11 protein-coding genes are annotated in these 12,601 nt (G+C 70.5%); 9 read left to right on the forward strand and 2 right to left on the reverse strand.

Annotated features, from left to right (window positions below; translation table 11 throughout):
• Positions 1–90 precede the first annotated feature (90 nt).
• The 5 genes from AB4Y74_RS03435 to AB4Y74_RS03455 all read left to right on the forward strand — a co-directional run bounded on the left by AB4Y74_RS03435 (position 91) and on the right by AB4Y74_RS03455 (position 7,555).
• On the forward strand, positions 91–1,269 hold the full coding sequence (locus AB4Y74_RS03435; protein ID WP_441797716.1) for an acyl-CoA dehydrogenase family protein: 1,179 nt from the start codon (positions 91–93) through the stop codon (positions 1,267–1,269).
• A 95-nt stretch (positions 1,270–1,364) separates the two neighbouring features.
• Positions 1,365–2,327: a UDP-glucose 4-epimerase GalE gene (gene galE, locus AB4Y74_RS03440; RefSeq protein WP_441797717.1), complete on the forward strand. Its 963-nt coding sequence runs from the start codon at positions 1,365–1,367 to the stop codon at positions 2,325–2,327.
• A gap of 187 nt (positions 2,328–2,514) precedes the next feature.
• Positions 2,515–2,838, forward strand: a complete 324-nt coding sequence (locus tag AB4Y74_RS03445; RefSeq protein WP_441797718.1) for a WhiB family transcriptional regulator — start codon at positions 2,515–2,517, stop codon at positions 2,836–2,838.
• 81 nt (positions 2,839–2,919) lie between these two features.
• On the forward strand, positions 2,920–6,126 hold the full coding sequence (locus tag AB4Y74_RS03450; RefSeq protein ID WP_441797719.1) for a glycosyltransferase: 3,207 nt from the start codon (positions 2,920–2,922) through the stop codon (positions 6,124–6,126).
• A complete protein-coding gene (locus AB4Y74_RS03455) occupies positions 6,119–7,555 on the forward strand; it encodes a DUF5719 family protein (RefSeq protein ID WP_441797720.1) in 1,437 nt (478 codons plus the stop codon). Before AB4Y74_RS03450 ends, AB4Y74_RS03455 begins: the two co-directional genes overlap by 8 nt.
• A 25-nt stretch (positions 7,556–7,580) precedes the next feature.
• Here the strand turns inward: AB4Y74_RS03455 and AB4Y74_RS03460 are convergent, their stop codons facing one another.
• The gene (locus AB4Y74_RS03460) at positions 7,581–8,024 is read right to left on the reverse strand and encodes a metallopeptidase family protein (RefSeq protein WP_441797721.1); all 444 of its coding nucleotides are present in this window, start codon (positions 8,022–8,024) and stop codon (positions 7,581–7,583) included.
• Positions 8,025–8,066: 42 nt separating this feature from the next.
• Between AB4Y74_RS03460 and AB4Y74_RS03465 the strand changes: the two genes are divergently transcribed.
• The 4 genes from AB4Y74_RS03465 to AB4Y74_RS03480 all read left to right on the forward strand — a co-directional run bounded on the left by AB4Y74_RS03465 (position 8,067) and on the right by AB4Y74_RS03480 (position 11,871).
• Positions 8,067–8,273 carry a DUF3499 family protein gene (locus AB4Y74_RS03465; RefSeq protein WP_441797722.1) on the forward strand — a complete coding sequence of 69 codons (207 nt, stop codon included), beginning with the start codon at positions 8,067–8,069 and terminating at the stop codon, positions 8,271–8,273.
• A gap of 39 nt (positions 8,274–8,312) precedes the next feature.
• On the forward strand, positions 8,313–9,737 hold the full coding sequence (locus tag AB4Y74_RS03470) for a phosphomannomutase/phosphoglucomutase (protein WP_441797723.1): 1,425 nt from the start codon (positions 8,313–8,315) through the stop codon (positions 9,735–9,737).
• Between the two features lie 104 nt (positions 9,738–9,841).
• Entirely contained in the window at positions 9,842–11,320 is a 1,479-nt protein-coding gene (gene ahcY, locus AB4Y74_RS03475; protein ID WP_441797724.1) for an adenosylhomocysteinase, read from the forward strand.
• Positions 11,320–11,871, forward strand: a complete 552-nt coding sequence (locus AB4Y74_RS03480) for a GNAT family N-acetyltransferase (RefSeq protein ID WP_441797725.1) — start codon at positions 11,320–11,322, stop codon at positions 11,869–11,871. Before ahcY ends, AB4Y74_RS03480 begins: the two co-directional genes overlap by 1 nt.
• A 9-nt stretch (positions 11,872–11,880) precedes the next feature.
• Here AB4Y74_RS03480 and AB4Y74_RS03485 read toward each other — a convergent pair whose 3' ends face one another.
• Positions 11,881–12,558, reverse strand: coding sequence for a cyclase family protein (locus AB4Y74_RS03485; RefSeq protein ID WP_441797726.1), 678 nt, complete (start codon positions 12,556–12,558; stop codon positions 11,881–11,883).
• Positions 12,559–12,601 lie beyond the last annotated feature (43 nt).

Here is a 12,601-nt window from a genome sequence, read left to right on the forward strand (position 1 = left end):
GGACCAAACTACCAATCCCTTTGGCCGGTCCCGCATCCTTTCCCTAGGCTGGCGACCGCCCGACCAACCTGTGGACGCACTGGAGCACACATGCCTTTCGAGACCATCGCCGGAGACTTCTACGGCTTCGAGAACCTGCTGACCGACCGCGAGAAGGAGTTCATCGCGACGCTCCGTGCGGAGTTGGAGTCCGAGGTCAAGCCGATCGTCAACGAGTACTGGGAGAAGGCGGAGTTCCCGCACCAGATCATCGATGTGCTGCACCGGAACAAGGTGATCGGCCTGGGCTTCGCCGAGACGGCGGCGTTCGAGAATTCGGCCGTGTTCCGCGGCTGGGTCGCGCTCGAGCTGGCGCGCATCGACGCGTCGGTCAGCACCTACGTCGGCGTGCAGAACGGGTTGGCGCTCGGCGCGATCGGCGTGTGCGGCTCGGAGGAGCAGCGGGCCGAGTGGCTGCCGAAGCTGGCGAGCGGCGAGGTGCTCGGTGCGTTCGGGCTCACCGAGCCGACCTCCGGCTCGGACTCCGCCCAGGGGCTCAAGACCGTGGCGACGCGCGACGGCGACAACTGGGTCCTGAACGGCTCGAAGCGCTGGATCGGGAATGCCACCTTCAGCGACATCACCGTCATCTGGGCGAAGAGCGCGGAGGACGGGCAGGTGAAGGGTTTCATCGTCCCGAACTCCACGCCCGGCTTCACCGCGACCAAGATCGAGGGGAAGCAGTCGTTGCGTATGGTGCAGAACGCCGACATCACGCTCGAGAACGTGGTCGTTCCCGAGTCGCTGCGCCTGCAGAACGCGAACAGCTTCAAGGACACGGCCCGCGTTCTCCGGCTCACCCGCGCGGAGGTCGCCTGGGCGGCCGTCGGCGTCGCGGTGGGGGCCTACGAGGCGGCTGTGCGCTACACGAAGGAGCGGGTGCAGTTCGGCAAGCCGATCGCCGGCCACCAGCTCATCCAGGACCTGTTGGTGAAGTCGATCGGCAACATCACCGCCTCGATCGGCCTGTGCACACGCGTCTCGGAGATGCTCGACGCCGGTGAGCAGCGCGATGAGCACTCGGCGCTCGCGAAAGCATTCGCGACCGCACGCATGCGCGAGACGGTCGCGTGGTGCCGTGAGGCCCTCGGCGGCAACGGCATCGTGCTCGACTACGACGTCGCGCGTTTCTTCGCGGATGCCGAGGCTCTCTACTCGTACGAGGGGACGCGCGAGATGAACACCCTCATCGTCGGTCGTGCGATCACCGGGCAGGCCGCCTTCGTCTAGCTGACCCGGTGGCCGGCGGGTCGGATGGGGCACCGGACTCCTCCGTTCCCGCCCGGTAGGGTGGGAGGCTCCATCGAGCTGGAGGAGGACCCGTCGTGGCGTGGTTGGTGACCGGAGGAGCGGGCTACATCGGGGCGCACGTCGTGCGGGCGTTCCGTGAGCAGGGGATCGACGTGGTCGTCATCGACGACCTGTCCAGCGGGCACGCGGAGTTCGTGCCGGCGGGCGTCCCCTTCTACCGGGGCACGATCCTCGACGGGGAGCTGCTGTCGACGATCTTCGCCGAGAACAGCATCAGCGGCGTCGTGCACGTGGCCGGCTTCAAGTACGCCGGAGTGTCCGTGCAGCGTCCGCTGCACACGTACGAGCAGAACGTGACCGCGACCGCCGTCCTCCTTGCCGCCATGCAGGACGCGGGAGTCGACGCGATCGTCTTCTCGTCCTCCGCCGCTGTGTACGGCACGCCGGACGTCGACATCGTCACCGAGTCCACTCCGAAGAGCCCGGAGTCGCCGTACGGCGAGTCGAAGCTGATCGGGGAGTGGCTGCTGCGCGACCAGGGTGTGGCCGTCGGCCTGCGCCATACCTCGCTGCGGTACTTCAACGTCGTCGGCTCGGGAGACGTCAGTCTGCGCGACACCAGCCCGCACAACCTCTTCCCCCTCGTCTTCGACGCGCTGGCCGAGGGGCGCACGCCGCGCATCAACGGCAACGACTACCCGACGCCGGATGGCACGTGCGTGCGCGACTACATCCACGTCGCCGACCTGGCGGTCTCGCACGTCGCGGCGGCGAAGAGACTGGATGCCGGCGTGCCGATCGAGCCGGTCTACAACCTCGGCAGCGGTGAGGGTGTCTCGGTCGGCGAGATCATGTCCACGGTCGCCGATGTGACCGGCATCGACTTCACCCCAGAAGTGGGGCCTCGACGCCCGGGCGATCCGGCGAGGATCGTTGCCTCGGGAGAGCTCGCCGCGCGCGATCTCGACTGGAAGATGCGACACACCCTCGACCAGATGGTGCGCAGCGCCTGGGAAGCACGCCAGGCGGCGTCCTGACACCGTCGCCCGGCCGGGGGCCCGGGCCGGGCGTGTCGCGATTGTTGTCGTTCCTCGGCGCGTCGCGAACTCTCGACTAGCGGTACAGGCTTTACGATTCGCGACTTGACGTGAGCGAATGACAACGGTGTAATTAGTGGCACACGGGAATCTCGTGTTTCAGCAGTTCATGGGTGGGGAGACCGATATGCCAGTACCCGAATATCGTGCGGGGGTACCCGACGACTGGTTCATCGACCCGGTCAAACTCGGGGTCCCCGGAGTCCGGGCAGCGGAGGTCGACGACGACAACCCGCTGTCCTGGCAGTCCGACGCGCTCTGCGCGCAGACCGACCCTGAGGCGTTCTTCCCGGAGAAGGGCGGCTCGACCCGCGACGCGAAGCGCATCTGCACCACGTGCGAGGTGCGGTCGCAGTGCCTCGAGTACGCGCTCGCCAACGACGAGCGGTTCGGGATCTGGGGCGGGCTGTCCGAGCGCGAGCGTCGCAAGCTCCGCAAGCGCGCCGGCTGACCGACCCACGCGCCTGGCTGATCCGCGCCGCGCCCACGTCAAAGACGAATTAGGCGCGACCCCAACCTAGGCTGGCTCCCGATGTATCCGAGAGTCACCGCCATCGTCGTCGCCCAGAGCGGCGGGCCCCACCTGCAACGCACTCTCGACGCCCTCGCGGAACAGACCCGTCGACCGGACGCCGTGATCGCCGTCGACGGTGCGTCCACCGACGACGCCTCGCGGCTGCTGTCCGAGTTCCAGCCCACGCAGCTGATCGCCCTCCCCGAGAAGCTCGCGTTCGGAGCGGCCGTCGGCGCCGCCGTCCGCGTGCTCCCTCCCGCCTCCGGTCCCGAGCAGCTCTTGTGGCTGCTCGCTCAGGACACCGCCCCCGAGCCGGAGGCCCTCGAGGCCCTTCTCGCCGCTCTGGAGGTCTCACCCTCCGTCGCGGTCGTCGGTCCGAAGCTCGTCGACTGGGACGACCCCGCTTTCATCCGCGAGTTCGGCGAGGCGATGACGCCGTTCGGCGCGTCCGTCCCCCTGGTCGAGAACGAGCTCGACCAGGCGCAGCACGACGGCCTGAGCGACGTGCTCGCGGTCTCCAGCGCCGGGATGCTCGTCCGTCAGGCCCTCTGGGAGCGGCTGGACGGCTTCGACCCGGCGCTCCCGACGGCGGATGACGCCCTCGACTTCTGCACGCGCGCCCGCCTGGCGGGCTTCCGCGTCACCCTGGTCGCCCAGGCACGCGTCGCGCTCGCCGGAGACGGCCTGGCCGGACCCAACCTGTCGCGCAAGTGGACGGTGCGCCGGCGTCTCGCCGGGGAGCGTCGCCGCGCGCAGCTGCACCGCCGGATGGCCTACGCCCCGGGCTGGGCCGTTCCGCTGCACTGGCTGACCCTCGTCCCGCTCGCGGTGCTCCGCGGAGTCGTCCGACTGCTGCGGAAGGAGCCAGGCTCGGTCGGAGGCGAGCTCGGCGCCGCCTTCCGTGTCGCATTCTCCGGTCTCGCCGTCGGCAACGCCCGCCGCAGGCTGGCCTCCGCCCGCGAGGTGGGCTGGGCGGCCATCGCGCCGCTGCGCATCCCCTTCTCCGAGGTGCGCCGCGCGCACGCCCTGAAGCGTGAGGCTGCGCTGGTGCAGCAGCAGGGCGAGCGGCAGGACCTCGACTTCTTCGGCACCGGCGGGGGATGGGCGGTGCTCGCCGCGCTTCTCGTCGGCGTCGCGCTGTTTTTCCCGCTCGTCGGGTCGGGCGCCCTCAGCGGAGGCGGACTGCTCCCGCTGAACGCGTCGGTCGGGCAGCTGTGGGCGGAACTCGGGTACGGCTGGCGGGATGTGAGCCTCGGGTTCACGGGCGCTGCCGACCCCTTCTCGGCCGTGCTCGCGGTGCTCGGCACCATCACGTTCTGGCAGCCGTCGCAGTCACTGGTGCTGCTCTGGATCCTCGCCCTGCCGCTGGCCTCTCTCGGGGCATGGCTCGCTGCCGCCCGACTGACCAACCGCGGCATCCTGCGGGCGGTGGGTGCCCTCGCCTATGCGCTGGCGCCGACGCTGCTGGTGGCACTGCAGGGCGGCCGCCCTGCGGCTGTGCTCGCGCACATCCTGCTGCCCTGGCTGTTCTTCGCGGGCCTGGCCGCTCGGCGCTCGTGGGCAGCCAGCGCCACCACGGCACTGCTGGCCGCCGCCACCGTCGCGTGCGCGCCGATCCTGATCCCGGCCCTCGCGATCGCATGGATCGCAGCCATCGCGTTCGCCGGCCGCCGCGCGGCCCGCATCGTCTTCATCCCGCTGCCTGCGGTCGTGCTGTTCGCGCCGCTCGTCTGGCAACAGCTGTCGCGCGGCGCCTGGCTGTCGATCTTCGCCGACCCGGGCGTCCCGCTGGACGCCCACCAGACCCCGGCCTGGCAGCTCGCCCTCGGCTTCCCGGACGGCACCCTCGGCGGCTGGCACGCCCTCGCCGCGAGCCTGTCGCTGCCGACCACCTCGGCCACCGTCATCGTGCCCATCCTGCTGGCGCCGCTCGGCGTGCTGGCCATTCTGGCGCTCTTCCTGCGCGGGACGGTCCGCGCCATCGTCGCCCTTCTCGTCGCGCTCGCCGGCTTCGTCACGGCCGTCGTCGCCCTGCATCTGCAGCTCGCCGTGAGCGGCGGGACCGTCGTCCCGATCTGGCCGGGAAGCGCTGTGAGCCTCTACTGGCTGGGACTGGTCGGCGCTGCGGTGCTCGCGCTGTCGGCCCTGGGCCGCGCGGCGGTATACCCCGCCTGGGTCGTCGTCGTCGCGCTGGCGATCGCCATCGTGCCGGTCGGCATCGCCAGCCTCACCGGCCGGGCGGCCGTCGCCGAGAGTGACGGGCGCACCCTGCCCGCCGTCGTGACGGCCAAGGCGGCGACCCAGCCGCGCACCGGAACCCTGAGGATCGTGCCGGAGCCGGGAGGGGGCATCCGCGCCGACATCCTTCGCGGCAGCGGCCAGACCCTGGACGACCAGTCGACCCTTGCGAACACCCAGCGCGCCCTAACACCGGGCCAGAGCAGCCTCGCCATGCTGGCCGGCAACCTCGCCTCGCGGAGCGGCTACGACGCATCTCCTGAGCTCAAGCGGCTCGGCGTCGACTTCGTGCTGCTCACGCCGTCCGCCACCGCGCTCGGGTCGTCGGACACCTCGGCGGCCGACGCCACCCGCGCCCGCGCGGAGGTCGCCATGGATGCGAACCCGCTGCTGGCCCCCGTCGGATCCACCGGCACCGGCCGGCTCTGGGCCTTCGACCGTGCCACCGCCGTCGTCCCACCCGCCGCGCAGATCCCGGCCGATGCCGGCGGTATCTGGCGCGTGATCGTCCTCGTCGTGCAGGGCCTCATCGTCGGAGTCACGCTTCTCCTCGCGATCCCGACGACGCGCTCCGCCGATCGGGTGTCCGAGCTGTCCGCGCGTCGCCCGCGGCGGACGGCCGACGAGAGGGCGGTGGAGCCGGACGATGAGCCGGATGCGCCGGACACGGCCGGCGGCGTGGCGGACGAGACGCTCACCGAGTACGAGGCCGAACCGGAGGACGAGGCCGTCGTGGAGTCGGCCGAAGAGGACGAGATGCCGGAGCCGCAGTCGGAGGCGCCGCCGGAGCCGCAGCCGGGGCTGCTGCCGGAGACGCCGGAGCAGGATCGGGTGGCCGAGCCGGACGCCGACCTCGACACCGATCGCCCGTTCGAGCGCGAGACGGAACGCGTGACCACGCCGCCCGCCCCGACGACGCTCGAGGACGGACTGGAGGAGACCATCATCCGACCCCGTGCCCGCTTCGAGGGAGGCGACCGTGGCTGACCGCAGGGGTATCGCCCGGATCGGGATGCGCGCGGTCGGCGGAGTGGTCGGCATCGGTGTGGCGATCGTCGCCGTCGCCGGCGCGACCCTGCTGCCGTTGCCCGACTACGCCATCTCCGCGCCGGCGCAGACCGTCACGCCCGTGCCCGCCGACCAGCAACGAGTGTGCCCTGGCCCGGTGCTGGCGCTCGCCGCAGACGCGGGAGCGGCCACCCGGCCGAGCGCTGTCAGCTCTCCGTCCTTCGCCTCCAGTGCCGACGGAGCCGACGTGCGTGCGCGGCCCCTCAAGCCCGACGCCGAGAGTGCGTCGTCCGATCAGGCGCCACTCGTCGCGTCGGTCTCGACTCCGCAGGGCGCGACAAAGCCCCCGCTGTTCGCGGCCGCACAGTCCCAGATCGCGTCCACCGAGGACCTGGCCGGCCTCGCTTCGTCCGCGTGCGCGGAGCCCAGCGCGGATGCGTGGCTGGTGGCGGGAGCAACCTCCCTCGGGCAGACCAGCCTCGTGCTGCTGTCGAACGCGGGGGAGGTCGACGCGACCGTCGAGCTCTCGATCTACACGGAGTCCGGTGTCGTCAGCGCTCCGGGCGCCACCGGAATCGTCGTCCCGGCCGGCTCGCAGAAGGTCGTGCCGCTCGCCGGTCTCGCGACCTCCGCATCCGCGCCGGTGGTCCGCGTGCGCGCCAGCGGCGGCGAGGTCGTCGCCTCCATGCAGCAGAGCTACGAGCAGGGCATCCAGCCGCGCGGTGCCGAGATCGCGGGAGCGACGGCTGCGCCGAGTCGTCAACAGATCATCCCCGGCGTGACCATCGCCTCGATGGCGGCGATCTCCGGCGCGCAGTCGGCGGAGGGAGTCGGCGTCGACTTCCCGGTCGTCCGGCTGCTCGTGCCCGGCGACAAGGACGCGCAGATCACGATCGGGGCGGTCGGTGAGGCGGGCACCGCCGCCGGCAACTCCTACGCAACGACCCTCAAGGCCGGGACGGTCGCCGAAGTCCCGCTCGACCAGCTGAAGGACGGCAGCTACACGGTGACGGTGAACTCCAGCGTGCCGGTCGTCTCCGCGGTCCGCACGTCGGTCATCGGAACCAAGCTGCGCGACTTCACCTGGTTCTCGTCGACGCAGCCGCTGCAGAAGGATCTGCTGGCATCCGTGCCCTCGGGTGGGGAAGCCACCCTGCACTTCGCGAACGCGGGCGAATCCGACCGCACGGTCACGGTGACGGGAGTGACCGGCGGCGGAAAGCCCACCACGCTGACAGTCCCCGCCGAGGGCGGCGTCCACGTGAAGGTGGCGCCGGGCAGCTACCGCGTGGCCGGGGCCGACGGACTGCACGGCAGCATCAGCTTCGCGGGCGACGGACGCGCGAGCAGCTTCGCGCTCGCCCCGCCCGGCGCGCTCGCCGCGCCGATCACCGTGTACCCGAAGTAGGGATCCGGCCCGACGGGCGACGCGATCAGAAGTGCCGGTACCGGTCCGGCGCCAGGTCCCACGGGTCTTTGCCGAGCAGCTCGGCGACGGCGCGGAAGACGCACCCCTCGATGTACATGCGGCGATGGAGCTCGTCGTCGCGGTGCAGCTTCGTGAGTCGCTGGATGGGCACCCGGTAGAGCACGATGCGGCGACGGGCGGCATCCACCCGCCAGCGGTCCACTCCATCGCCTCCGGAGTTGCCGATCGGCGTCGCGGCGACCTCGAAATGCACGCTCGACAACTCCTCGGGCCAGACGCCCTTGAGGTAGTCGGCGGTGGAGGCGACGGTCATGTCGAAAAAGTCGATCCGGTTCTGCAGCATGGGCAGGTGCGGACCCGTCACCGGGCCCCGGGCCCCGCGCCCGTGGCGGCTCCGCCAGCGGCTCGTCGCCGGGGGCTGGCTGCTGGTGCGGCGGTTGCGGGGCATGTCGCCATCCTACGTCCGCTCCGCTCCGCTATTCTGAGCCCGATGCTGAGCCGCCCTTGTTCCCGTGTCGCGTGTCCGCGCGACGCCATCCAGACGCTGACGTATGTCTATGCGGACTCGATGGCGGTCATCGGCCCGCTCAGCCTGTCGCACGAGCCGCACTCGTACGACCTCTGCGCGATCCACGCCGAACGGCTCTCCGCGCCGCAGGGCTGGCAGATCGTCCGTCACGTCGGCGTCACCGACTGACTACCGGCGCTCGTGGGGGCGTCGCGGTAGGTTAGGGCCATGAGCAGCCCCAAGGACCCTCGTCTGCAGTCCGTCGTCAAGACCTACGACATCCGGGGGCTGGTCGGCAAGGACCTCACCGTGGACGTCGTCGAGGCCATCGCCGCCGCCTTCGTCGACGAGGTGGATGCGGCGGGCACCGACGTCATCGTCGGTCACGACATGCGCGACTCGTCCCCGGCATTCGCGGCCGCCTTCGCACGCGGAGCCCAGGCGCGGGGCGCCGACGTGGTCTCCATCGGCCTGTGCTCCACCGACGAGTCGTACTTCGCCTCCGGGTACCTGCAGGCGCCGGCCGCCATGTTCACGGCGAGCCACAACCCGCCCACGTACAACGGCATCAAGCTGTCCCGCGCGGGCGCTCAGGGCTTGAGCATGGATACCGGGCTCGGCGCGGTCCGCGACCGCGCAGACGCGTACCTCCGCGACGGCATTCCGGCGGTCGACCGGCAGGGCGGCTTCCGCGAAGAGGATGTGCTGGAGCGCTATGCGGCCTACCTCCGGTCGCTCGTCGACTTGAGCACGATCCGCCCGATCACCGTCGTGGTCGATGCGGGCAACGGGATGGGCGGGCTCACGGTCCCGGCCGTCCTGGAGACCGCGGCAGGCCTTCCGGCTCTGCCGATCACGATCATCCCGCTCTACTTCGAGCTCGACGGGACGTTTCCGAATCACGAGGCCAACCCGCTGGAGCCGAAGAACATCGTCGACCTGCAGCACGCGGTCGTCGAACACGGTGCAGACCTCGGGCTCGCGTTCGACGGTGACGCCGACCGCTGCTTCGTCGTGGACGAGCGCGGCTCGGCCGTCACACCGTCCGCCGTCGCCGCCATCGTCGCGCTGCGTGAGATCGCCCGTGCGCGGGCGGAGGATCCGGATGCGGAGATCACGGTCATCCACAACCTGATCACCTCGAACATCGTGCCGGAGACCATCGAGGCGGCCGGGGCGGTTCCTCTGCGCACGCGCGTCGGGCACACCCTGATCAAGGATGCGATGCGGCGTTCCGGCGCCGTCTTCGGCGGTGAGCACTCGGCCCACTACTACTTCCGCGACTTCTGGAGCGCCGACAACGGGATGCTCGCGGCGATGCACCTGCTCGCCGAGTTCGGCTCCCAGGAGCGACCGCTTTCGGCGCTTTCCGCCGAGTACACGCCGTACGCGATGTCGGGGGAGATCAACTCGACGGTCGACGACGTTCCCGCCGCCTTCACGCGTGTGGTGGAGGCGTTCGCCAGCCGTGCCGACTTCGACGAGCTCGACGGGCTGACCGTCACGGGGCGGGTCGGCCAGGACGATCCGTTCTGGTGGTTCTCGGTGCGTCCCTCCAACACCGAACCGCTGCTGCGACTCAACGTCGAGGCGGCCGACCAGGCGACCATGGCCCGGATCCGCGACGAGGTGCTCTCCCTCATCCGCGCCTGACCTCACCCTCCTTTGAGATTTGCGCCAATTCGCGGTTATGGCGGGCGTATAACCGCGAATTGGCGCAAATCTTCAGCGGGAGGTGGGCATGCGAGAATGGCACCATGCCAGCTCCCACCTCGACCGCCCTTCCGTTCAAGGTCGCCGACCTGTCCCTCGCAGAAGCGGGACGTCACCAGATCCGCCTCGCCGAGAACGAGATGCCGGGGCTGATGGCCCTGCGTGCCGAGTTCGGCGACAGCAAGCCGCTCGCCGGAGCGCGCATCGCCGGCTCGCTGCACATGACCGTGCAGACCGCCGTCCTCATCGAGACGCTGGTGGCGTTGGGCGCCCGCGTGCGCTGGGCGAGCTGCAACATCTTCTCCACACAGGATGAGGCCGCCGCGGCGATCGCGGTCGGCCCGACGGGCACGCCTGAGGCGCCCGCCGGCGAGCCGGTCTTCGCCTGGAAGGGCGAGACGTTGGAGGAGTACTGGTGGTGCACCCAGCAGATCTTCGACTGGTCCGCCGAGGCGGCCGCGGACGGCGCCGACTACCTGGGCCCGAATCTCATCCTCGACGACGGCGGTGACGCCACGCTGCTGGTGCACAAGGGCCGCGAGTTCGAGCAGGCCGGAGCGGTGCCGGACGACGCGGAGGGCGACAGCCACGAGTATCGCGTGATCCTGGCCGCCCTGCGGGAGTCGCTCGGCACCTCGAAGGACCGCTGGACCCGCATCGCCGCCGACATCCTCGGCGTCACCGAGGAGACCACGACCGGCGTCCACCGCCTCTACGAGCTGGCGAAGGCGGGCGAGCTGCTGTTCCCCGCGATCAACGTCAACGACTCGGTCACCAAGAGCAAGTTCGACAACAAGTACGGCATCCGCCACTCCCTGCCCGACGGCCTGAACCGTGCCACCGACGTCCTGATGGGCGGCAAGGTCGCCTTCGTCGCGGGCTACGGCGATGTCGGCAAGGGCGCAGCGGAGGCGCTGCGCGGGCAGGGCGCACGCGTCATCGTCAGCGAGGTCGACCCGATCAACGCCCTGCAGGCTGCGATGGACGGCTACCAGGTCGCTCGGCTCGAGTCGGTGATCGGCCAGGTCGACATCCTCGTCACCGGCACGGGCAACCTCAACGTGGTCACGCTCGACCACCTGCTCGGCCTCAAGCACCTCGCGATCGTCGCCAACGTGGGCCACTTCGACAACGAGATCGACATGGCGTCGCTGGAGGCACTCCCGGGCGCCGAGAAGGTCGAGATCAAGCCGCAGGTGCACGAGTGGCGACTGCCGACCGGCCGCAGCATCCTGGTCCTGTCGGAGGGACGCCTGATGAACCTGGGCAACGCCACCGGCCACCCCAGCTTCGTCATGAGCAACTCGTTCACCAACCAGGTGCTGGCGCAGCTGGAGCTCTATGTCTCGCCCGAGCAGTACCCGATCGGCGTGTACGTGCTGCCGAAGCACCTCGACGAGAAGGTCGCCCGCCTGCACCTCGACGCTCTCGGCGTCGAACTGACCACCCTGACGGACGAGCAGGCCGCGTACATCGGCGTCCCGGTCGACGGCCCCTACAAGGTCGACCACTACCGCTACTGATGACTCTCGAATTCGCCGACCGGGAGCTGCCCGGCGGCCTGCTCCTCCGAGTGCGGAGAGAGCAGGACGCCGCGCCGCTCGCCGCCGCCTACCAGCGCAACCGCGGTCATCTGGCCCCGTGGGATCCCACCCGCACGGAGGACTTCTTCACCGAAGACGGGCAGCTGTCGCAGACCCGCGAGCTGCTGGCACTGCGAGACATGGATGCGACGCTTCCGCTGGTGCTCGTCGACGGCCAGGAGATCGCCGGCGGGATCACGCTCAGCGGAATCGTGCGGGGTGCGTTCCAGTCCGCGACCGTCGGCTACTGGCTCGACCGCGACCACACCGGGCGCGGTCTCGCCTCCGAAGCGCTCACGGTGGTGGTCGAAGCCGCACGCGACCAGTACGGTCTGCACCGCGTCCAGGCGGCCACCCTGCTGGCGAATCACGCCTCGCAGTCGGTGCTCACGCGCGCCGGTTTCGAGCGGATCGGCGTCGCGCCGAAGTACCTGCAGATCGCGGGACGCTGGCAGGACCACGTGCTGTTCCAGCGCATCCTGCACGACTGACGCGCGGGCTCAGGCGTCGGCCGGAAGCTCCGCGAAGGCACGCACCGGGAACGTCCCGAATCCTTCGATCGCCGGCGGCGCAGCGGTGAAGAGGGCGCCGCGCGCCGGCAGCTCCCCGAGGTGGGTGAGGTGCTCGACGACGTGGATGCCGGCGGCGAGAAGGATGCTGTGGGCCGGGCGGCTGCCGCCCGACTCGGTGTCATCGATGTTCAGGGAGTCGATGCCGACCAGGGCGACGCCGGTGTCCGCGAGGAGGCGCGCGCCCTCCTCCGAGAGGTACGGCGCGCCCTGGGCGTAGGACGGCGAGCCGAAGTGCGCATCCCATCCCGTGTGGAGGAGGACCGCACCGCCCGGCGCACCGAAACCGCGGAGGGCGTCGGCCGTGATGCCGCGACCCGGGGAGTCGTCGACGTGGAGCACCTCGGCCGGCAGCCCCACCAGGGTCGCGAGGTCGAGTCCCGCGAGGTCGGGTCCGTCCGCATAGCGGTGATAGGGGCTGTCGAGGTACGTGCCGGTATTGCCGATCATGGAGATGACATCCATGGCGAACTCGGTGCCCGGCGCGTACACGGCGTGTGATGCCTCGCGGGTGAGGTGCGGGGTGATCGTCGGCGCTGGAAGGCCCGGATAGGTCACGAGGCCCGCCCGGATGGGGTGGCTGAGGTCGACGATACGGGCGCGGGTCACGAGAGTCCTTCGGTCATCGGTCGGGACGGTGTCATCGGTCAGG

Origin of the sequence: Leifsonia sp. RAF41 (assembly GCF_052114085.1) — a bacterium.
GTDB lineage: Bacteria > Actinomycetota > Actinomycetes > Actinomycetales > Microbacteriaceae > Leifsonia.